Source organism: Candidatus Planktophila vernalis (genome assembly GCF_002288185.1).
GTDB lineage: Bacteria > Actinomycetota > Actinomycetes > Nanopelagicales > Nanopelagicaceae > Planktophila > Planktophila vernalis.
Map to the genome: position 1 here is coordinate 414,611 of NZ_CP016776.1, position 21,415 is coordinate 436,025.

Sequence of the window (21,415 nt, forward strand, 5' to 3'; positions counted from 1 at the left end):
AAAGACATGAGCCAACTAAATGAATCCCCAATTATTACCGTAGAGCGCCGCAAGGCAATAACAATCATTGTGTCAGCAGTAATCATTGCGCTCGCACTCGGTGTTGGATTAACTCAAGTTGGAACCGGCTTTGCAACGCGTGCTGGTAATGGAATCACTGTTACAGGATCAGCCAAGACAAGTGCTGTTGCAGATAATGCAGTCTGGACTCTCTCTGTCAGTCTTTCATCTCCAACAGTTGGTGCGGCTGTGAAGAAAGTAGATTCAGATGTTGCAGCCCTGTCTTCCTATTTAACGCAAGGCGGCATTGCAGCAGATGCCCTCACTCTTGGCGCAGTTTCTACTTATGCCAATGAGGAGTATGTCAATGGAAATTCAACAGGTCGTATTCTTTCCTACCGTGCTTCTCGCGATGTGACGGTTCGAACAAAGGATGTGCAATTAGTTTCAAAGTTGAGTCAAGGAATTGGCACTTTGCTTGAAACTGGAATTAACGTGAATAACTATGGACCTCAGTACTACATCTCAAACTTGCCCGAGCTTCGCCCAGAGTTAATGAGTGAAGCGATGAAGGATGCAAAGCTTCGCGCAGAATCACTGACTAAAGCTGTGGGTGGATCACTTGGTTCATTGGCAAACGTCAAAGCAGGCCCAATTCAAATCACAACCCCAGATTCAACAATGACTGCAGATTATGGTGCCTACGACACAAGCACTATCAATAAGACTGTTAGCGCAACTGTTTCTGTAACTTTTAATACAAACTAAAGCGGGATATTGCCGTGAGCACCACGGCGGTGAGGTGCCTGGGCAATAACTTTTGCTAATGCACTTCGTGTTTTTGCTGGCTCAATAATCTCATCCACTGCGCCAATTTCAACGGCGCGTGTAACACCACCAGAAATCTTTTCGTGCTCTGCCGCCAGCTCTAACTCCATTGCTTCACGTTGTTCTGCGGGCAAGCCGGCCAAAATACGGCGATGCAACACTCGAACCGCTGCAACTGCGCCCATCACTGATACTTCAGCGTTAGGCCAAGCAAATACACGTGTGGCACCTAGAGCTTTTGAATTCATTGCAACATAGGCACCGCCATATGCACGGCGTGTAATCAATGTGACTCGAGGGACAACGGCTTCGCCAAATGCATGCAATAGCTTTGCACCGCGTCGAACCGCACCTTCCCACTCTTGTCCGGCGCCCGGTAAGAATCCTTGGACATCTGCAATAACAATGAGTGGAATACCAAATGCATCACAAGTGCGAACAAAGCGCGCCGCCTTTTCACCAGCTGCAGCATCAAGTGCGCCAGCAATGTGTGCTGGGTTGCTTGCCAACACACCAACTGTTGCACCACCTAATCGACCAAGAACTGTTGTCATGTTGGGTGCCCACATGGATAGAAGCTCAATGTGTTCTGCATCGGTGTCTAGGATCGCTTCAACTAAGGGATGCACTTCATATGTGCGCACTTTTGATTGCGGGACAAAGGCTGCAAGATCAATGTCATTAACTTCTGCGTTCATAAACCCTTGATTTGCAAAAAGATCGGTCAACGTGCGGATGTCAGTAATTGCTTCATCTTCATCTGTAGCGATGATGTGTGCAAGGCCGCTATTTTTACGATGCGCCTCTGGTCCACCCAAGAGGGCCATATCTGTATCTTCACCCGTAACGCTCTTAACAACATCAGGGCCAGTTACAAAGATTCTTCCTTCAGGAGATAAAACAACAATGTCAGTAAGTGCTGGTCCATATGCACCGCCACCGGCTGTTGGTCCAAGAACAAGTGATAACTGAGGGATGCGTCCACTTGCAGAGATCATTGATTGGAAAACTTCTCCGAAGGCATCAAGGGATGCAACACCATCACTTAATCGCGCACCACCTGAGTGCCAGATACCAATGATGGGAACTTGAGCACCCATCGCAGCCTTATATGCCGTAACAATTACTTTTGAGCCTTCTACTCCTAGCGCTCCACTTTTAATTGTGGCATCGGATGCAAAGACAACAACTTTATTTCCTTTGATATCACCCGTAACGGCAACCATTCCGCAATCGGTGCGGGGGATAAGGAATTCAAACTTTCCGCCATCGAGTAAGCGAGCGATGCGGCTTTCTGGATCGCGTGGGTCTAACTGCTGCGTTGGCACTTATATGCTCTTAAATACCAATACGACGTTGTGGCCACCGAAACCAAAAGAGTCATTAAGAGCTGCGATGTCACCGGCTGGTAGTGCTCGGGGCTTATCGCGAACAACGTCAACAGTGACGGCTGGATCTAAATCATCGATATTAATTGTTGGGGGAGCAAGGCGATCTTGCAAAGTCTTAACAATAAAGACAGATTCAATGGCACCTGCGCCACCGAGCAAGTGCCCGGTCATAGATTTAGTTGCAGAAACTGCAACATGATCTGCATCTGCTCCAAGTGCTGCGCGCAAAGCATTTGCTTCGGCAACATCGCCGGCTGGTGTGGAAGTGGCGTGGGCATTTAAGTGAACGATGTCTTTGGTCGTTAAACCTGAATCACGAAGCGCAAACTTCACTGCTCTCTGCACGCCAGCTCCATCTGGATCTGGGGCTGCGATGTGATAACCGTCAGAGGTTAAGCCTTGTCCTGCGATTTCACAGTAAATCTTGGCACCACGTGCCACTGCATGTTCATACTCTTCGAGAACTAAAATTCCGCCACCTTCGCCCAAAACAAAGCCATCTCGATTTAAATCATAAGGACGAGATGCTCGCTGCGGTTCATCATTTCTAGTTGATAGGGCTTTCATCGCAGCAAAACCTGACATTGGCATTGCGTGGATTGCCGCTTCAACTCCGCCGCTGACAACAATGTCTGCGCGATCATTTCTAATCATCTCTAGTGCATAACCAATGGCTTCAGCACCTGATGCACAGGCACTTACTGGGGTGTGAACACCAGCACGGGCTTGTAGTTCAAGACCAACATTTGCTGCAGGACCATTTGGCATCAACATAGGAACGGTGTGTGGGCTAACTAGACGTGCACCCTTTTCACGCAAAATGTCATATTGATCAAGCAGTGTTGTTACACCGCCAATACCTGAAGCGATTACAACACCAAGGCGCTCTTTATCTACATCAGGTGAGCCTGCATCTTTCCACGCTTCACGCGATGCAATCATTGCAAATTGTTCTGATCTATCTAAGCGCCGAAGTTCAACACGCTCCATCTGCTCAGATGGTTCAACTGCTACTCGAGCTGCAAAGTGCACTGGAAGAGTTTGCGCCCATTCCTCAGTCAAGTTTCGAACACCGCTAGTGCCAGCAAGTAGGGCTGACCAAGAAGTTGTTACATCCCCACCAATAGGAGTTGTGGCACCAAGTCCGGTGACGACAACGCGGCGACGAGACATGAAAGGTGAGTTCTTACTACTTACTTAGCTGCGTTGACGATGAAATTAACTGCATCGCCAACTGTGACGAGATCAGTTACAGCCTCATCAGGAATCTTTACGCCAAAGCGCTCTTCTGCAGCAACTACAACTTCAACCATGCTCAGTGAATCTACTTCTAGATCCTCAGTGAAGTTCTTATCAAGCTCAATTGATGCAGCTGGAATACCGGCTACTTCTTCTACGATCTCTTTAAGTCCTGCTAGTACATCTGCTGGTGCAAGTGCCATGTGATGTGTTCCTTTTCTTGAGCTAATAGTTCAATGGATCAACAGGTGGTAATTCTCTATGAAAGGAGTGCTTACTTACGAGTATTGACAGGCGTAAGTGTCATAAATCTCAGGGTGCAGGCGGTAGCTGCACGACCTGCCCCGCATAAACCAGGCCAGCCCCATAGCCAATGAGCAACGCTAATTTGCCGTGCATCTCGGGATGCTTTTCAAGCAGGATATCCATTGCAAGGGGAATTGATGCTGCAGAAGTATTTCCATTCACACGAATGTCATCAGCAACTAAAACTGAATCTGGCAACTTCATTTCCTTCACCATTGTTTCAATGATGCGAATATTTGCTTGGTGCGGGATGAATACATCAAGATCATTAACGCCTAACCCTGCAGACTCCAAAGCCTTGAGACCGACTTTGCTCATGGAGTACACAGCCCAACGAAAAACAGTTTGACCTTGCTGTGAAATATTTGGCCACCCTAATTGTGCAACGCCTTTATCTGGAGAGTTTCTAAATTCGGTATAAGCAGGATTGAGCAAAATAGCATCGCGTGAGTCTGCATCTGAACCCCAAATTGTCGGACCAATTTTTGCTTCTGCGCTTTGTCCAACGACAACTGCACCTGCACCATCGGCAAAGATAAATGCAGTTGCGCGATCATCTGGGTCAGTAAAGTCAGAGAGCTTTTCAACGCCAACGACTAAGACGTTTTTCGAAGTTCCACCGCGCACCAAATCACTGGCCATGCCAACGCCATAACAAAAGCCAGCACATGCTGCACTGATATCAAAAGCTGCAGCTTTTGGATTACCGAGTTCATTGATGAGTTCAGTGGCAGCACTAGGTGCCTGGTAGGGATAAGAAATAGTAGAAAGAATCAAAGTGTCGATATCGGCCATAGTGAGGTTGGCTCGCTTAAGTGCACTCTCACATGCAGCCTTGGCCATTGTGATGACAGTTTCATCAGGACCTGCAAAGCGGCGTGATTCGATACCCGTGCGCTGTTGAATCCATTCATCACTTGATTCAATACGGTCAACAATTTCAGAGTTAGGAACTAAACGCTTAGGGCGATAGGAACCGACAGAGAGAATGGCACTGTTAGTCGTTGGTGATGTCTTGATAATCATGCGTGCCTTCCTGCGAATTCCTTAGCAGCAGATAGGTCATCTGCACTCTTAAGGGCGAATGTTTCGATCTCCGGAGCACCGCGCTTGAGTAAGCCAACCAGAGTTCCGGCCGGTGGCAATTCAATGACACCCGTAACTCCTAAGTTTTTAAGTGTTTGCATACATAAGTCCCAGCGCACTGGATTAGCAATCTGATTAACGATACGTGTGAGCACCTCGCTGCCATCGCTCACCACTTCACCATCTTTATTAGAAATGACTGAGATTGTCGTTGGGGCAGTTTGAATGGTTGTTGCAAGTGTTCGCAAAGGCTCAACGGCAGGTTCCATAAAACTTGTGTGAAATGCACCAGCAACTGCTAACGCGCGAACACGAGCCCCTTCGGGAGGATTCTCAGATAGTGCGGCAAGTGCTGCTAAATCTCCGGCTGCAACTATTTGTCCGCCACCATTATCGTTTGCAGCTACAAGTTTAAGTTCTTCTAATTTTTTTAAAACAACTTCGCGATCTCCGCCCAATACCGCAGACATTCCTGCGGGGGAGAGCGCTGCAGCCTTTGCCATCTCTATTCCACGTGCTCGCACTAAACGCAATGCATCTTCATCGCAGATTGCACCGCTTATTGCCGCTGCTGCAAGTTCACCAACTGAGTGACCTGATGTGTAGGCAAAATTCTTGATTCCAAGTGCGTGAGCGCCTAATAGTGATGCAGCCACGATGAGTGGCTGGGCATTGGCAGTGTCTTTAATTTCATCAGCATCTGCTTTTGTACCAAGTCCAATTAAATCCAAATCAATTCGCATTGACCATCGAGATAGAAGTTCATGAAACACGGGATTTGTCACCCAAGAATTAAACATTCCTGGAGTTTGGGAACCCTGTCCCGGAGCAATAATTGCTAACACGTTTATTACTTTACTCGAATGGGTTGCTTACTACCTAGTACGAGTAACTAACCAGACTTGAGCACTGTGTTGAGCAACAGTGATTTTTGCTTGCGGAGCTGCAATTGCAGGCTCATAGGTTGCAACATCTTTGGCAGCATCAAAGATGCATCGGAAAGCTTCGCCCCAGGTTTGATCAGGCAAAGTGAAAATGGTTTCAGCATTAGATGAATTCATGAGAAGCAACAGACCTCGGTTTGGATCTGCTTCAACAAAAACAGTGATGCTGCGCTTTTCTTCATCCTGCCAGTGATCATCACCCATTTCATGACCACCTAAAGAAAACCAGGCAATATCTTTTCGCTTTGTTCCTTCATCAATGATTCCAGTAAAGAACTCTGAAGTCACATCGGCTAGATAGGTTGCACGAATCTTTGCTAACTCTTGGACAGCAGCCAAAATATCTTTACCTTGTTCACTCAACTCCCAAGGCAATGCCCAGCCACCACCCAGAGTTGCTTCACTTTCATCTTGAAAATCTATTGGTAATGAGTAGCCGTTGTTTGAACCATTTTGTGTGCGACTCACTTCATCGCCCATATTGAGCATCGGAACACCAGATGAGAGCATCAGAGTTGCAAGCATCGATTTCTTGAGCCAATGCCTAATTGTGTTCACACCTAGATCATCTGTTTCACCTTCAATGCCAACGTTCCACGATCTATTGGAGTCACTTCCATCGACATTGTTTTCTAAGTTAGCTTCATTGTGTTTAGCGTTATAGCTGACCATGTCATGCAGGGTGAAGCCATCATGGGCTGCAATGAAGTTAATAGATGAAGTTGGGCCGCGGTAATAGAAAATCGAGCTAGAACCACTGATGCTGTTAGCGATATCAGCTACGCCTTCACCATAACCACGCTCTAGATCACCAAGCCAGAACTGGCGCACTGAATCGCGATAAGCATCATTCCATTCTCGCCAAGGATGCGGGAAGTCACCGAGTGAGTAGCGGGAGATATCCCAAGGCTCTGCAATCATCTTAAGGTTTCGCAGAACTGAGTCAGATTCAATGGCAGACATGAGAGATGAATTAAAGGCGCTATTGCTTGTGTATAGGGCTGTGGCTAAATCAAAGCGGAATCCATCAACGCCAATTACTTCTACCCACCAGCGCAGTGAATCAACAATTTGTCGAACAGAGTGGGGATTGCTTGCCGCAAAAGTATTTCCGCAACCGGTGACATCTATGTAATTTCCATTGGCATCTTGACGATAGTAAGCCTTGTTATCAATTCCTTTGTAAGAAAGAGTTGGTCCGCCCACTCCACCTTCAGCGGTGTGGTTATAAACAACATCTAAAATCACTTCAATGCCCGCGTTGTGGAGTTGATCGACTGCAACTTGGAGTTCTGAGATGGGATCACTAGTTGATGCGTAGTTAGCATTAGGAGCACTAAAAGCTAAAGAGTTATAGCCCCAATAATTCTTCCTACCTCGTGCATAGATGCCAGGCTCAGTAACCGATGCTGCTATTGGTAATAGCTCTAGTGCAGTTGTTCCAATTGATTTTAAATGTGCAATTGTTGAAGGATGACCGAGAGCTTTATACGTGCCCCGCTCATTTTCTGGGATTTCTAAGTTCTTAGCCGTAAGGCCTTGCACGTGTGCTTCATAAATTATTGTCTTTGCCCATGGCACAAGTGGGCGATTGATCTCGCGAGCGCTGTGATCAGTAACAACGCTATAAGGAACCTTTCCTGCACTATCGCGATCATCGCGAATAGTTATATCGCCATTTCCCACACCATCGGTTGCAACATGGCCATAGATTTCAGGGACGTAATGAAGTTGCCCATCAAGTGAGTGCGTATAGGGATCAATCAAAAGTTTAGAAGCGTTGAAGCGAACTCCATGTTCTGGTTGCCATGGTCCATAGACGCGGTAGCCATAGCGCTGACCTGGGCGCACGCCTGCTAAGTACCCGTGCCAGATTGGTCCGTTGCGATGTGACATTGCAAAACGGGTTTCTACTAACTTGCCATTGACCTCGTTAAATAGGCAAAGCTCCACGGCATCGGCGGCGTTGGACCAGATGGCAAAGTTAGTTCCGCCATCAGTGACGGTGGCACCAAGGGTTCGGGGATCAGCTGCAAGCACGGCGCAATACTGCCGTGAAATAGCAGAATTTGTCTTATGACACCCGCTCTTCAAAAACTTCGAGTAAGCCTGCTTCTCGGTGATTTACAAATTCAGGGAAATAAATCACAGCATTGGCATGAGCATTTGGTCGAAATAGCCTTCGAATGTGTTCACAAATTATTAAATAGAGAGCTGCAGGGAGTAAGTCAACGGAACGTTTCAAGAACCAGGGGGTTCCATTTTTGAGCATCCACTTAATTGATTCGGCTTTTGGCTTCTTAGCAATGGGGTCAAGGTGAATCGGATCAATATCCCATCGCTTACTCAAGATTTCACGAAAATGCTGGGCCAGCAACTGATGCCCAAACTTCGATGGATGCATGCGATCAATGTGCCAAACTTTTCTCTCATAAATACCTTCGAGCTCACGGGTCCTTAAGATCTCTGTCCCAAACTCTGCAGCAATTGCTTGAGTGACTTGATTGACGGCATTAATGCGGCGGCGCAGCACAGTTCCTAATGTTTTTGGCATTGGCACAATCAAGGTGGGATCATGTAATTGCAAAAGTAGAACTTCGGAGCCAAGATCCTTGAGTTGTTTAATTGTGCTACGCAGATTTTGATGTAAGCGCTCAGGGGAGAATCCATTTCGCAGTGCATCATTTCCGCCAACGATTACCGCTGTGATTGAGGGCGAATGCAAAATTGCTTTAGGAAGTTGATCATTGAGAATCTCATCTGATTTAGCACCTGGACGTGAAAAATTTACATAAACCAGGGGATCTTTGAAATTTTTAGCTAGGTAGTAACTCCAACCACGAGAATTGCCATTCTTATCGGTGTCGCCGACGCCAGATGCGGCGCTATCTCCCAATACTGCGAAGGTTGCGACGCGCTCCATTTATGCTGCCCGCAACCTTCTTTTAACTTCTTGGCTATCACCATGAAGTTTGAGCATCAAAGACAGCGTGGCACTCCATGGGAAATTCTCTGCTTGGTGAAAACAGCGCTGAGGCAGCTTGGGATCATGGCGCATTTCAAGCACGCGCTCAATCGCGTTCGCAAATTCATGTCCAGTATTGCCCGCAATGGCTCCGACTGGTTCAGAAGTGTTAATAAGAAGGAATTCACCCACTGCACTTGTATTAGATGCAACCACAGGTGTCCCGGCAGCCAGTGATTCAAGGGCCGCTAAACAGAAAGTCTCAATTGGACCAGGTGCTAGTGAAACATCTGCCGTTGCCAGAATTTCAGCAAGGCGTTCGCGATCTGCAATATAGCCAAGGAAGGTAACCGGCAGGTTCTTACTCTTCTCGCGCAAATCCACATACATTGGGCCAATGCCAACGTATATCAAGCGGGCATTAATGCCGCGTTCTAACAAGACCTTAAGTGCTTCGATAGAGCGTGCTGGATGTTTTTCCCGGGACATGCGGCCGCAGTGAACTAGTAGAACGTCTGCACCTTGCAATAAATCTTTACGGAATTCCTCGTTGCGCAGATATGGTGAGAACTTGTCTAGATCAACACCTAATGGAACTCTCACAAGATTCGTAGTTTTAATCTCTTCAAACTCTTTTGACGCAAACTCAGTTGTGGTAATAACATGCTTAAAGCGCGAAGACAGTCTGCGGTTATGCCAATCGACGATGCGCTTAAGGGAGAAGGGGAAGTAGTTCTTTGCTAACCCACTCAATGTTTCATGGCTAAAAACTACCGCTGCGATATTTCGCTGCCCTGCCCAAGCCCCAATTTTGGAGAGAGTGAAACGATCAGAAATCTCTAATACATCTGGCTTGAGTGTGATCAGAAGTTTCTTAACATCGCGATTATTGCGAATGATGCGATAACCACCGCTAAAAGGGATCTCAATGGAGGGCATCGTAATCTTGGTGCCACTAGTTGACTCTTCACAGTAGAAGCCTGTTCCAGGAACAATGTAGGTAAAAGAATGACCTCTTGCAACGTATCCGGTGCCTAATTGATGAAGCGTCGTTTTTATTCCACCTGACTTTGGGCCATAGAAATTGGCGATGTGAACTATTTTCATGCGACATTCTCCTTCAGTCTCTGATCAGAGAGTTGGATTAATTCCCGGTAGTGATTCATGAGCTGCGAATTAACGAGGTCCCAAGAGTTATCAATTACTGATGCACGTGTGCGCTCGCGCAAGATTGCTGGCTCATGCTTGTTTAAAAGATTGTTAACGTTCTGGTTAAGGGCAACCGAATCTGCAGTGTTAATGAGATAACCGGTCCAGCCATGCTTGACCAGATCTAATGGACCACCAGAGTTGGGAGCAATGACTGGGACACCTGAGGCAAGAGCTTCTTGAATTGATTGGCAGAAAGTTTCATGTGCACCTGTGTGAACAAAAATGTCTAGTGATGCGTAGTAACGCGCTAAATCTTCGCCACTTTGATAACCAACAAAGCGAGCATTAGGAAGGTGCTTTTCCAAGCGTGAGCGTGCTGGTCCGTCACCAACGATTACTAACTGAACATCATCTCTAACATCTAAGACTTTAAGATCATCTATTCGTTTTTCATTTGCAAGGCGGCCAACATAACCAATAATTTTGCGATCTGGTCGCGAACCTAGAAGTTCACATCGCAAATCAATATCACGCTTATCTGGAGAAAACTTGACTGCGTTAACGCCGCGTTGCCACAAGTGCACGTTTTTAACTCCACTTTGTTCTAAGTCTTTGCAAGACCAAGTTGAAGGAGCCAATGTGCGATCACTAGACGAATGAATCTTTGCAACCCATTTCTTCAATGAATTATGTGCGACAGTTAATCCATAATGACGGGCAAATCCTGCTACGTCGGTTTGATAGATTGATAAAGTCGGAATATTGAGATTCTGTGCAATTTTTGTTGCGTATTTGCCAAGAAAGATTGGCGAAGCTAAGTGAATAACATCTGGTGCAAAGCCATCAATTAAAGGCTCTAGCGCCCGTTGCGGAAAGCCAAGTGGAATCAAGCCTTTCATTTCAAGGCTTGGAACACGTTTGATTCGAAAGCCGGAATATTCGCGAGGAGCGTCAATACTCTCGGGTGCAATGACTAGGGCTTCATGGCCCTGACTCTTAAGGTGTTCTAGAACCCTCAAAACAGAGTTAGTCACACCGTTGATCTGAGGTAGGAATGACTCAGTGACGATTGCAATTCGCATCTTCTGACTCATGACGATTAGGGTCGGTTGCCCCGAAAGACTCAAGTAGTCCTTGAGGTTACGTGTCGGCAAATCATGCGTGAAATCTGAGAATCAGTTCGCCTTTCGGGTTACTGGCCAGTAACCTTGGCCACATGAAGATCGCAGTCTGCATCAAACAGGTCCCGGATTCATGGGCTGAGAAGAAGATGGTTGGTGGCTTACTCGATCGCGCCAACGTCGATGCAGTTCTCAATGACTTAGATGAATATGCCGTTGAAGAAGCTCTTCGAATTGCAGAGGCACATGGTGGCAATGAAGAAGGTGGCGCTAATACAGTCACAGTTATTTCAATGGGACCAGAGCGTGCAACTGAAGCTGTGCGAAAGGCCCTATCTATGGGTGCAAATGATGCGATTTTGATTAGTGATGCCGTTCTAGTTGGAGCAGATGCAGTTGTTACCGCTGAAGTTTTAGCCAATGTCATCTTCAAAGGTGAGTATGACTTGGTTATCTGCGGAACTGAGTCAACGGATGCTCGTATGAGCGTTGTGCCAGCGATGATAAGTGAGAAGCTGGGATGTGCTCAGTTAACTTTTGCCTCCAAAGTTACAGTAGATCCAAGCGCAAAGAATGTCTCGATTACACGAGTTACTGAAGCTGGCGTCGATGAAGTCCATGGAGAATTTCCTTGCGTAATCAGCGTTGTGGAAAAGATTAATGAACCCCGCTACCCATCCTTTAAGGGCATTATGGCCGCGAAGAAAAAAACAATTGATATTCGTGACTTTGCTAGCACAGGTGCTGAGTTCACAAAGTCATGGTCTGCAGTAATTGATGCAGCTCCTCGTCCACCGCGTGCCACTGGTGTTGTTGTTACAGATGATGGATCTGCTGGGCAAAAACTTGTTGATTTCTTGAGTGAGAAGAAGTTGATATGAGCACTGTGTTAATTCTCGCTGATTTTGCCGGCGAAAAGGCCACCAAAGCAACAGTTGAAATATCAACTGCTGGCGCAGTAATTGGTGAAGTAACCGCCCTTGTTTTAGCACCTGTTGGAAAGGGTGCAGCCTATGCAGCCTCCATTACTCAGGGACCTGTTACAAAAGTATTAGTGATTGAATCAGATGATTTTACAAAGCATGGTGTTGCAGCTTGTGCAGATGCGCTCGCACATGTCATCGGGCAAACCACGCCATCGGCAGTTCTAGTTGTATCAAACGCATTTGGCAAAGAAGTTGCTGGACGCGTGGCAATGAAGCTAAAGATTGGCATTATTACTGATGCTGTAGATATTGCGTCAGATTGCACTGCAACTCAATTAGTTTTCGGTGGATCTACAACTGTGCACTCAAAGGTTAATGAAGGCGCAGCGATAATTACAGTGCGCCCAAATACCATCACGGCAAACTTTGCCGCGGCTACGCCTTCAATTGAAAACATAACTGCGCCAATCTCTGATTCTTCTAAGAAAGCAACAATTACTTCCTCGCAACCTCCAGTTAAGGGTGGTCGTCCAGAGTTAACTGAAGCCAACATTGTTGTTTCAGGTGGTCGTGGAACAAATGGAGATTTTGCATCGGTGGAAGCATTTGCAGATTCATTAGGCGCAGCAGTTGGCGCATCACGCGCAGCAACTGATGCCGGTTGGTATCCACATTCTCACCAAGTTGGTCAGACTGGAAAAACTGTGAGCCCACAGCTCTATGTTGCGTGCGGTATCTCAGGGGCGATTCAGCACCGTGCAGGTATGCAAACAAGCAAGAACATCGTGGTGGTTAACAAAGATCCAGAAGCCCCACTCTTTGAATTAGCTGATTTTGGTGTTGTGGGAGATCTCTTTGCCGTGCTGCCTCCTGCCACTGAAGGCGTTAAAGCCCGCAAAGCCTAAGATTGGACCTATGTCCTCTATCTACCTAGACCATGCGGCAACAACGCCCATGGTTGAAGAAGCTTTAATTGCGATGACTGCGCAATTAGCACGCTTAGGTAATCCTTCAAGTCTGCACACACATGGACGTGCAACCAGAAAAACTCTAGAAGATGCCCGTGAAGTAATTGCAAAAGAAGTGGGTTGTTTGCCAAGTGAAGTTATTTTCACCGCATCAGGGACTGAAGCAAATAACACGGCACTTAAAGGTTTGTATTGGCAGGGCCGGGATAAAGGTAAGCATGTTGTGGTTATTAGTTCCATCGAACACCATGCAATTTTAGATCCAGCACATTGGTTAGAAGTTCACGAGGGTGCCGAAGTAATTCAAATTCCCGTCACCCATGATGGAGTTGTTGATCTTGAATTTCTCACTCACATAGTTGCCACTCGGGGAAATGAGATTGCAGTAATCAGTGTGATGCATGCAAACAATGAAACTGGAGTAATTCAGCCGATTCGCAAAGTTGTTGACATTGCTGGAGAGATTCCAGTTCACACAGATGCCGCGCAAAGCTTTAAGAAAGTACCTCTTTCATTTGCTGAGCTTGGTGTTTTTGCAATGTCATTGAGCGCCCATAAAACCGGTGGACCTCTTGGAATTGGCGCGCTCATTTTGCGCCGAGCAGTTGAAATCCCAGCCTTACTCCATGGTGGGGGACAAGAGCGAGAAATTAGAAGTGGAACTTTGAATGCACCAGCAATTGTTGCCTTCGCTGCAGCGGCTCAAAGTAAGTATTACGATTCTGCGAAAATAAGTGCGTTAAGAGACTCTTTCATTGCAGGTATTACTTCTGCTCTGCCTGAAGTTATTGTCAACGGATTAAAAGCTGATCGTTTACCTGGAATCGTCAATGTTACTTTTCCTGGAACACAAAGTGACTCTTTACTTCTGCTCATGGATGCACAAAACATCTCCTGCTCAACGGGGTCGGCATGCAGCGCTGGGGTTCATGAAGCTAGCCATGTGCTCCTTGCTATGGGACACAACGAAGTAAGCGCACAATCTTCATTACGCTTTTCATTTGGGGCGACAAGCACAAGCGCAGACGTGGATTTCGCAGTGTCAGTACTGCCTGATGTAATTACTCGTGGAAGGGCGGCAAATCTTTCATGAAGTTAATTGCAGCAATGAGTGGTGGTGTTGATTCAGCGGTGGCTGCTGCCCGCGCAGTTGAAGCTGGCCATGATGTTATTGGTGTGCACTTAGCGCTCTCTTCTAATCCACAAAAGTATCGTTCAGGCGCACGAGGCTGTTGCACCATTGAAGATTCACATGATGCTCGCCGAGCAGCAGATGTCATCGGTATTCCTTTTTATATTTGGGATATGGCAGAAGAGTTTCATGATGGTGTTGTTGAAGATTTCTTAGCTGAATATGCAGCTGGTAGAACACCTAATCCATGTCTGCGTTGTAATGAAAAGATTAAATTTGCTGCTGTTCTAGACCGTGCCCGCGCTATGGGCTTTGATGGTGTTGTCACAGGTCACTATGCAAGAACTCAGATATCTGATTCTGGGAAAACACTTCACCGAGCAGTTGATCATTCGAAAGATCAATCCTATGTTTTATCGGTTTTAACTGTTGAACAAATTGAAGGTGCAATTTTTCCATTAGGGGATACAACCAAGGTTGATATTCGCAAAGAGGCAGAGGCGCGTGGATTAGCTGTTGCACAAAAGCCAGATAGTCACGATATTTGCTTTGTTCCATCCGGTGATAACGCAGGATGGTTGCGCGATCGATTGGGAAGTGAAGTAGGTCCAATCGTGGATCAAGATGGTGTGAAAATCGGTGAGCACAAGGGTGCTTACACATACACAATTGGTCAACGTAAAGGTTTAGGACTAACTGTTCCAACTGCAGATGGTTCTCCACGATTTGTTTTAAAGATTGAACCAGTGAGCAACACTGTTGTAGTTGGTGCTCGTGAAGATTTAGCGGTGTCAACAATGCGTGGAGAAAGAGCGGTGTGGTGTGGTCCTGCAGTTACAGACAAACCGCAGCGTGGCTTTGTTCAAGTACGTGCGCATGGTGCAGCTCTACCTTGTTCATACTTCTTTGATGGAACCCTGCTAACCGCTCATCTAGATGAACCTCTCTTAGGGCTAGCAACTGGCCAAGCAATGGTTCTTTATGATGGTGATCGCGTCGTAGGTTCAGCCACAATTTGTGAGACTGAGTAATGAGTAATCAAGCTCGCCACCGCATGAGTGAGCTCATGGGACAAATTCGTGATCATCAATTTAAATACTACGTTCTAGATGCACCAACAGTTACTGATGCAGAATTTGATGCCTTACTAAAAGAATTAACTGCGATAGAAGCAAAGCACCCAGAACTTCGTGAGGCAGATTCACCAACCCAGCACGTGGGTGGAGGGTTTGCTACTCAATTTGAGCAACGTGATCACATTGAAAAGATGATGAGCTTAGATAACGTCTTTGACACTGAAGAGCTTTCATCTTGGTTTGATCGCGTTGAGAAGGAAGTTCCTAAACCTTTCTACTTATGCGAACTCAAAGTCGATGGCTTGGCAATCAACTTGACCTATGAAAAAGGTCAATTAGTGCGCGGACTCACTCGTGGCAATGGTGTTACAGGTGAAGATGTGACACTGAACGTTAAGACAATTAAGAACCTTCCTCATGCTCTCAAGGGTGATAAAACTCCAGATTTGATTGAAGTTCGCGGCGAAGTCTTTTTTCCTATTGCAGCCTTCAATGAGCTCAATGAATCGCTAGAGGAATCTGGTAAAGCTCTCTTTGCTAATCCACGCAATGGTGCAGCTGGATCTTTGCGACAGAAAGATCCACGAGTTACTGCATCGCGCCCACTCTCTGTAGTTGTTCATGGCGTGGGAGCGAAAGAGGGTATTTCATTTGAGTCACAAAGTGATGCCTATGAAGTGTTAGCTTCACTTGGGTTGCCAACAAGTGATCGCTTTAAGGTGTGTAAGAGCCGCGCTGAAGTTGAGAAATTTGTTAAATATTATGAAGAACATCGCCATGATGTTGAGCATGAAATCGATGGCGTAGTTATAAAGGTCGATTCAATGAGTGAGCAGGCCCAGTTGGGCTTTACTTCACGTGCACCTAAGTGGGCAATCGCATTTAAATATCCACCGGAAGAAGTAACTACAAAACTTCTAGATATCAAGGTGAGTATTGGTCGCACGGGTCGTGTAACACCATTTGCTTTTATGGAACCAGTCAAAGTTGCGGGCTCAACAGTTACTAATGCAACCCTTCATAATGCTGAAGAAATTGTTCGCAAAGGCGTCTTAATTGGAGATGTTGTTGTTATTCGCAAAGCTGGCGATGTTATTCCAGAAGTTTTAGGACCAGTCATTGAGCGTCGCACAGGCAATGAGCGCGCTTTTGTTATGCCAACAAAGTGTCCAGAGTGCGGATCAAAGCTTCGAGCAATGTCTGAAGCTGATGTTGATATTCGCTGCCCCAATACACAAAGTTGCCCAGCTCAACTACGTGAGCGCATTTACTACATTGGTTCACGTGCTGCTCTAGATATTGACGTTCTGGGCTATGAAGCTGCAGTGGCATTACTTGAATCTAAAATAATTATGGATGAGTCAGATCTCTTTGCCTTAAATGAGGAGAAATTGGCAAAGAGTGAGTTCTTTATGAAAAAAGATGGAACAGCTGGCGCAAATGTTGCAAAGCTTCTTGGCGCACTAGAGCAAGCCAAGAAGCAACCGTTGTGGAGAACATTAGTTGCACTATCAATTCGACATGTTGGCCCAACAGCGGCGCAAGCATTAGCGACTAACTTTGCATCAATTGCAAAGATTTCTACATCATCGGCAGAGGAGTTAGCTGCAGTTGATGGTGTCGGATCAACAATTGCGCAGTCAATAGTTGAGTGGTTTGCAGTTGATTGGCACCGTGAAATTATTCGAAAGTGGGATGCTGCTGGGGTAACAGTTGTGCAACAAGAAGTTGCTGCCTTGCCACAGACACTTGCTGGCTTAACTTTTGTTGTCACTGGTGGATTGGAATCTTTCACTCGCGATGGCATCTCCGAAACCATCACAGGCCACGGTGGCAAAGCTGCTAGCGCTGTATCTAAGAAGACCGACTATGTATTGGTGGGCACTGACCCAGGATCAAAGTTAGCTAAAGCACAAGAACTTGGCGTGCCAGTCATCGACGAGGCTCGATTTAAGCAATTACTTAATGGGTTGGCATAGTAGGATTTCAACCATGATGAACTTAGCAAACGAGGCCGTGCGCGAACTCCCAATGCCCCCTTACGCATTTGGCATTATTGGTTTTGCCGTTCTCTCGCTTCTTCTGTATTTAACTCTCCGCCTAGACCGGGACTAATTTGTCCCGCGTTGGAATTTACGGCGGAACCTTTGACCCCATTCACCGTGGTCATCTGCACGTAATTACCCAACTATTTAAAAAAGATCTCATTGATCAATTACTTCTAATCCCTGCAGGCAATCCGCTACTTCGCAGTGCCGAGCCAAGTGCATCTGCTGAGCAACGTCGCACGATGTGTGAGTTAGCCGTTTCAACTTTGCCAGAAGAAATCAAGAACAAAGTGCAGGTCAATCCCATTGAGATATTGCGTCAAGGTCCAAGCTATGCCATTGATACCGTTGAGGCCGTTAGTCAAACATTTCCAGATGATCAGATCTACTTAATTGTAGGAGCCGATGCTTTTTCAAAGATGGATCAATGGCATAGGGCCCAAGAGTTAGAAAAAATGGTCTCAATCATCTGCATCAATCGCCCAGGTTATCCAGCAACTGGGATTGATATTGAGGCCCTTGATACTGCGGCAACATCGATTCGCCAGGGAATGAGCGCTGATGTGCCGGAAATTGTGGCGGGATTTATAAGAGAGAATGGGCTCTATGACAATCAGTAGCAAAACCCGCGAGATAACCCAAGTAGCTGCCCATGCCATTATCGAAAAGATTGGCACGGATTTAATCGCTATTGATTTATCAGATCAATTAGTTTTAAGTGAAGTTTTTTTGATTGCAACAGGCCAGAATTCAGCACAAGTTGATTCAATTGCAGATGAAGTAGAACGCAAGCTTCAAGCAATAGGAGAGAAGCCAGCACGCCGTGAAAAAGGCGCTGAATGGATTCTGCTTGATTACTCAGATTTAGTTGTGCATATTCAAAGTGTTGAACTTCGCAAGTACTACATGCTTGATCGTCTTTGGAATGATTGCCCAACGATTGAACTAGATGCTGTGAAGGAAGCCGCATTAAATGGTAGGTAATCGAATTGTTATTTGGCGCCATGGACAAACAGACTGGAACAAGATAAACCGTTTTCAAGGCCATTCTGATATTCCACTCAATGAAGTTGGAAAAGTACAAGTAACTCGAGCAGCCCAAGTTTTAGCGGGCATGAATCCAACGCAAATTATTTCAAGTGATTTAGGTCGAGCGAAAGAAACCGCACAATCTCTCGCAGATTTAACTGGCTTGGGTTTTTCTTCACATGAATCACTACGTGAAACTAATGGTGGTTTGTGGGAAGGTAAAACTGGTTCACAAAATCGTGCCGAAGATTTCCATAACTTTATTCGCTGGATTGATGGCGACGATAGTCCAGCTGGCACAACAGGGGAGCGACGCAGTGAAGTTGCATCTCGAGCAGTTGGTGAAATCCTAAAAGCTTTAGAAGGAAAAACTGAACAACTCTTAGTTGTTGCAACACATGGTGGAACAGCCAGATGCGTTCTAGGTGAATTACTTCAACTTCCACTTTCGCATTGGGGAGTTTTGGGTGGACTTTCAAATGCATCATGGTCGGTCCTTCAAAGAAATCCCCGTCAGTGGAATTTAGTCGAACACAACGCTGGATCTATTCCAGAACCTGTTTATGGCGAAGAAAGTGGAGCAACTTTCGTTTAAAACCACCGCACATGTATGCGGTAAGGTCTGCACTTGAAGTAAATGGGGCTATAGCGCAGCTGGTAGCGCACCTGCATGGCATGCAGGGGGTCAGGGGTTCAAATCCCCTTAGCTCCACGTATGAATAACAACGTGAATGACGAGCGCGAGCACGCGGCATATGACTTTGCCTACGTGCAGGAAAAATGGCTGCCCATTTGGGATCAAGTTCAGCCATTTAAATCTGGTCGCCCGGATGACAAACGTGAAAAGAAATATGTCTTGGATATGTTTCCTTATCCATCAGGTGATCTTCACATGGGTCATGCCGAGGCATATGCATTAGGTGATGTGATTGCCCGTTACTGGGTGCAAAAGGGATTTAACGTTATGCACCCAATTGCTTGGGATGCTTTTGGTTTACCTGCTGAAAACGCTGCAATCAAACGTAATTCTGATCCACGCATCTGGACCTATGAAAACATTGCTGTGCAAAAAGCATCGATGCGACGATTTGCATGTTCATTTGACTGGGACCGAGTCTTTAATACGTGCGATCCTGAATACTATAAATGGAATCAATGGTTATTTTTAAAGCTGCACGAGCGCGGACTTGCTTATCGAAAAGATTCAGCAGTGAACTGGTGTCCTGGTTGCCAAACTGTTTTAGCTAATGAGCAAGTAGTTGCAGGACTTTGTGAGCGTTGTGATTCAGCCGTAACGAAGAAGAAGTTGAATCAGTGGTATTTCAAGATCACTGATTACGCCGATCGTTTACTAGATGACATGGCTCAACTTGAGGGCAAGTGGCCTGAAAAAGTCTTAATGATGCAGCGCAACTGGATTGGTCGTTCAACTGGTGCCAATGTTTCCTTTGTAATTGAAGGCCGCACGGCACCTGTAACCATCTACACAACCCGTCCAGATACTTTATATGGCGCGACTTTCATGGTTGTTGCTGCCGATAGTGAACTTGCTGCAGAGTTAGTGGTTGGTACAGGAATCGAAACAGAGTTCAATGCTTATCTTGAAAAAATCAAGGCTGATAGCGATATTGATCGTCTAGCAACAGATCGTCCTAAGAGTGGAGTTTTCCTAAATCGCTATGCGATTAACCCTGTAAATGGAGCAAAGCTACCTATCTGGGCAAGTGATTATGTTCTAGCTGATTACGGCACCGGTGCCATCATGGCTGTTCCAGCTCACGATCAGCGAGATTTAGATTTTGCTAAAGCATTTAAATTGCCTGTAGTTGTAGTTGTTGAAACTGGGGAAGAAGATCCCAATACAAGTGGTGTTGCAACAACGGGAGATGGAAAATTAGTTAACTCAGGCGCACTCAATGGTCTTAATAAGGCCGATGCAATCGCTGCTATTAACAGCCAATTAGAAAAAGATGGTCTTGGAAAATCTGCCCGTAACTACCGTTTGCGCGATTGGTTAGTCTCTCGTCAGCGCTACTGGGGAACTCCAATTCCAATTATTCACTGCCCATCATGTGGTGAAGTTCCTGTTCCTGCAGATCAACTTCCACTTACTTTGCCTGATGCAAAAGGTTTAGATTTAAAGCCAAAGGGAACATCACCACTGGGTGCTGCAACTGATTGGGTCAATGTTGCATGTCCTAAGTGTGGGGCTGCATCAAAGAGAGATACTGACACGATGGATACCTTCGTGGATTCATCCTGGTATTACTTACGTTATCCATCATCTACTGTGCACGATGAACCATTTTCAAAGAAAGATATTGAAACGTGGTTGCCAGTTGATCAATATGTTGGCGGCGTAACACATGCGATTTTGCACCTTCTCTACAGCCGCTTCTTTACTAAAGTATTAAGCGACATGGGCATGGTTAATTTCAATGAACCATTTACCCGCCTGCTCAACCAAGGAATGGTTGTCATGGATGGCTCTGCGATGTCAAAGAGCCGTGGCAACCTTGTTGCACTCTCTGATGAACTTGAAAAGCATGGCGTTGATGCAATTCGCTTGTCTATGGTTTTTGCTGGTCCACCAGAAGATGACGTTGACTGGTCTGATGTTTCACCATCGGGTTCAGTTAAATTCTTAACTCGTGCTTGGCGTTTATCTGGAGATGTAACAAGTGCTCCAGGGGCAGATTTTTCCAAGGGAGATGTCTCTCTGCGTAAAGCAACACACAAGGCATTAAATGATGCAGGATTTGCAGTTGAGTCATTCCGATTCAACGTCGCAGTCGCCCGCGTTATGGAGCTAGTAAATGCAACGCGTAAAGCGATTGACTCTGGTTGCGGAGGCTCTGATCCTGCAGTTCGCGAAGCTGTTGAAGCAATTGCAATCATGATTTCACTTGTTGCACCGTTTACAGCAGAAGAGATGTGGGAGCGATTGGGACATAAGCCTGCTGTGGCACTTGCAGGCTGGCCAGCGGTGGATCCAAAACTTCTTGTGGCAGATTCAGTGGAAGCCGTTATTCAAATTAATGGCAAGATTAAAGAGCGCATTGATGTCTCACCAACGATTACAGATGCAGAACTTGAGGCGTTAGCCCTTGCACACCCAACGATTGTTGCCGAACTAGGCACAAACGCACCGAAAAAGGTCATTGCGCGCGCGCCAAAACTAGTTAATATCGTCGCTTAATACTC

19 protein-coding genes and 1 tRNA gene are annotated in these 21,415 nt (G+C 46.1%); 11 read left to right on the forward strand and 9 right to left on the reverse strand.

All coding sequences use genetic code 11. The features are described 5' to 3' along the window. The first annotated feature begins 6 nt into the window (after positions 1–6). Positions 7–768, forward strand: coding sequence for an SIMPL domain-containing protein (locus tag A7sIIA15_RS02255; RefSeq protein ID WP_095685598.1), 762 nt, complete (start codon positions 7–9; stop codon positions 766–768). Here A7sIIA15_RS02255 and A7sIIA15_RS02260 read toward each other — a convergent pair. The 9 genes from A7sIIA15_RS02260 to A7sIIA15_RS02300 all read right to left on the reverse strand — a co-directional run bounded on the left by A7sIIA15_RS02260 (position 765) and on the right by A7sIIA15_RS02300 (position 11,005). Further along, positions 765–2,156, reverse strand: a complete 1,392-nt coding sequence (locus A7sIIA15_RS02260; RefSeq protein ID WP_095685599.1) for an acyl-CoA carboxylase subunit beta — start codon at positions 2,154–2,156, stop codon at positions 765–767. The genes A7sIIA15_RS02255 and A7sIIA15_RS02260 overlap by 4 nt on opposite strands. Continuing rightward, the gene (fabF, locus tag A7sIIA15_RS02265) at positions 2,157–3,392 is read right to left on the reverse strand and encodes a beta-ketoacyl-ACP synthase II (RefSeq protein ID WP_095658708.1); all 1,236 of its coding nucleotides are present in this window, start codon (positions 3,390–3,392) and stop codon (positions 2,157–2,159) included. A 20-nt stretch (positions 3,393–3,412) separates the two neighbouring features. After that, a complete protein-coding gene (locus A7sIIA15_RS02270) occupies positions 3,413–3,661 on the reverse strand; it encodes an acyl carrier protein (RefSeq protein WP_095658707.1) in 249 nt (82 codons plus the stop codon). Positions 3,662–3,770: 109 nt separating this feature from the next. Next, entirely contained in the window at positions 3,771–4,790 is a 1,020-nt protein-coding gene (locus tag A7sIIA15_RS02275; protein WP_095685600.1) for a beta-ketoacyl-ACP synthase III, read from the reverse strand. Continuing rightward, positions 4,787–5,695 carry an ACP S-malonyltransferase gene (locus tag A7sIIA15_RS02280; protein ID WP_095685601.1) on the reverse strand — a complete coding sequence of 303 codons (909 nt, stop codon included), beginning with the start codon at positions 5,693–5,695 and terminating at the stop codon, positions 4,787–4,789. The genes A7sIIA15_RS02275 and A7sIIA15_RS02280 overlap by 4 nt, the downstream gene beginning before the upstream one ends. A gap of 30 nt (positions 5,696–5,725) precedes the next feature. Further along, positions 5,726–7,834, reverse strand: coding sequence for a glycogen debranching protein GlgX (gene glgX, locus A7sIIA15_RS02285; RefSeq protein WP_095685602.1), 2,109 nt, complete (start codon positions 7,832–7,834; stop codon positions 5,726–5,728). A gap of 34 nt (positions 7,835–7,868) precedes the next feature. Continuing rightward, a complete protein-coding gene (locus A7sIIA15_RS02290) occupies positions 7,869–8,717 on the reverse strand; it encodes an SGNH/GDSL hydrolase family protein (RefSeq protein WP_095685603.1) in 849 nt (282 codons plus the stop codon). Further along, the gene (locus tag A7sIIA15_RS02295) at positions 8,718–9,866 is read right to left on the reverse strand and encodes a glycosyltransferase (protein ID WP_095685604.1); all 1,149 of its coding nucleotides are present in this window, start codon (positions 9,864–9,866) and stop codon (positions 8,718–8,720) included. It lies immediately after the preceding gene. Beyond that, entirely contained in the window at positions 9,863–11,005 is a 1,143-nt protein-coding gene (locus A7sIIA15_RS02300; protein ID WP_223298282.1) for a glycosyltransferase family 4 protein, read from the reverse strand. The genes A7sIIA15_RS02295 and A7sIIA15_RS02300 overlap by 4 nt, the downstream gene beginning before the upstream one ends. A gap of 122 nt (positions 11,006–11,127) precedes the next feature. On the opposite strand from A7sIIA15_RS02300, the gene A7sIIA15_RS02305 reads away from it, so the two are divergent. The 10 genes from A7sIIA15_RS02305 (at position 11,128) to leuS (ending at position 21,410) form a co-directional block, all read left to right on the forward strand. Then, positions 11,128–11,913 carry an electron transfer flavoprotein subunit beta/FixA family protein gene (locus A7sIIA15_RS02305; RefSeq protein WP_095685606.1) on the forward strand — a complete coding sequence of 262 codons (786 nt, stop codon included), beginning with the start codon at positions 11,128–11,130 and terminating at the stop codon, positions 11,911–11,913. After that, positions 11,910–12,863, forward strand: coding sequence for an electron transfer flavoprotein subunit alpha/FixB family protein (locus A7sIIA15_RS02310; protein WP_095685607.1), 954 nt, complete (start codon positions 11,910–11,912; stop codon positions 12,861–12,863). The genes A7sIIA15_RS02305 and A7sIIA15_RS02310 overlap by 4 nt, the downstream gene beginning before the upstream one ends. A 10-nt stretch (positions 12,864–12,873) precedes the next feature. After that, complete coding sequence (locus tag A7sIIA15_RS02315) at positions 12,874–14,019, forward strand: cysteine desulfurase family protein (protein WP_095685608.1); 1,146 nt, start codon at positions 12,874–12,876, stop codon at positions 14,017–14,019. Further along, on the forward strand, positions 14,016–15,089 hold the full coding sequence (gene mnmA, locus A7sIIA15_RS02320; protein WP_095685609.1) for a tRNA 2-thiouridine(34) synthase MnmA: 1,074 nt from the start codon (positions 14,016–14,018) through the stop codon (positions 15,087–15,089). The genes A7sIIA15_RS02315 and mnmA overlap by 4 nt, the downstream gene beginning before the upstream one ends. Next, entirely contained in the window at positions 15,089–17,113 is a 2,025-nt protein-coding gene (gene ligA / locus A7sIIA15_RS02325; protein ID WP_095685610.1) for an NAD-dependent DNA ligase LigA, read from the forward strand. Before mnmA ends, ligA begins: the two co-directional genes overlap by 1 nt. Positions 17,114–17,250: 137 nt before the next feature. After that, positions 17,251–17,802 carry a nicotinate (nicotinamide) nucleotide adenylyltransferase gene (nadD, locus tag A7sIIA15_RS02330; protein ID WP_095685611.1) on the forward strand — a complete coding sequence of 184 codons (552 nt, stop codon included), beginning with the start codon at positions 17,251–17,253 and terminating at the stop codon, positions 17,800–17,802. Beyond that, positions 17,789–18,166, forward strand: coding sequence for a ribosome silencing factor (gene rsfS, locus A7sIIA15_RS02335; RefSeq protein ID WP_017955973.1), 378 nt, complete (start codon positions 17,789–17,791; stop codon positions 18,164–18,166). The genes nadD and rsfS overlap by 14 nt, the downstream gene beginning before the upstream one ends. Continuing rightward, positions 18,156–18,806: a histidine phosphatase family protein gene (locus tag A7sIIA15_RS02340; protein ID WP_095685612.1), complete on the forward strand. Its 651-nt coding sequence runs from the start codon at positions 18,156–18,158 to the stop codon at positions 18,804–18,806. The genes rsfS and A7sIIA15_RS02340 overlap by 11 nt, the downstream gene beginning before the upstream one ends. 44 nt (positions 18,807–18,850) lie before the next feature. Then, positions 18,851–18,923: transfer RNA gene (locus A7sIIA15_RS02345), tRNA-Ala, on the forward strand. Between the two features lie 3 nt (positions 18,924–18,926). Beyond that, positions 18,927–21,410 (forward strand): leucine--tRNA ligase, encoded by a 2,484-nt coding sequence (gene leuS, locus A7sIIA15_RS02350; RefSeq protein ID WP_095685613.1) that lies wholly within the window; start codon positions 18,927–18,929, stop codon positions 21,408–21,410. Positions 21,411–21,415 lie beyond the last annotated feature (5 nt).

Coding starts and splice junctions, on each gene's coding strand:
- leuS (WP_095685613.1), top strand. CDS start 18,927: ATGAATAACAACGTGAATGACGAGCGCGAGCACGCGGCATATGACTTT.
- A7sIIA15_RS02270 (WP_095658707.1), bottom strand. CDS start 3,661: ATGGCACTTGCACCAGCAGATGTACTAGCAGGACTTAAAGAGATCGTA.
- rsfS (WP_017955973.1), top strand. CDS start 17,789: ATGACAATCAGTAGCAAAACCCGCGAGATAACCCAAGTAGCTGCCCAT.
- ligA (WP_095685610.1), top strand. CDS start 15,089: ATGAGTAATCAAGCTCGCCACCGCATGAGTGAGCTCATGGGACAAATT.
- A7sIIA15_RS02310 (WP_095685607.1), top strand. CDS start 11,910: ATGAGCACTGTGTTAATTCTCGCTGATTTTGCCGGCGAAAAGGCCACC.
- A7sIIA15_RS02300 (WP_223298282.1), bottom strand. CDS start 11,005: ATGAGTCAGAAGATGCGAATTGCAATCGTCACTGAGTCATTCCTACCT.
- fabF (WP_095658708.1), bottom strand. CDS start 3,392: ATGTCTCGTCGCCGCGTTGTCGTCACCGGACTTGGTGCCACAACTCCT.
- A7sIIA15_RS02295 (WP_095685604.1), bottom strand. CDS start 9,866: ATGAAAATAGTTCACATCGCCAATTTCTATGGCCCAAAGTCAGGTGGA.
- A7sIIA15_RS02305 (WP_095685606.1), top strand. CDS start 11,128: ATGAAGATCGCAGTCTGCATCAAACAGGTCCCGGATTCATGGGCTGAG.
- A7sIIA15_RS02255 (WP_095685598.1), top strand. CDS start 7: ATGAGCCAACTAAATGAATCCCCAATTATTACCGTAGAGCGCCGCAAG.
- A7sIIA15_RS02315 (WP_095685608.1), top strand. CDS start 12,874: ATGTCCTCTATCTACCTAGACCATGCGGCAACAACGCCCATGGTTGAA.
- mnmA (WP_095685609.1), top strand. CDS start 14,016: ATGAAGTTAATTGCAGCAATGAGTGGTGGTGTTGATTCAGCGGTGGCT.
- A7sIIA15_RS02275 (WP_095685600.1), bottom strand. CDS start 4,790: ATGATTATCAAGACATCACCAACGACTAACAGTGCCATTCTCTCTGTC.
- A7sIIA15_RS02340 (WP_095685612.1), top strand. CDS start 18,156: ATGGTAGGTAATCGAATTGTTATTTGGCGCCATGGACAAACAGACTGG.
- A7sIIA15_RS02290 (WP_095685603.1), bottom strand. CDS start 8,717: ATGGAGCGCGTCGCAACCTTCGCAGTATTGGGAGATAGCGCCGCATCT.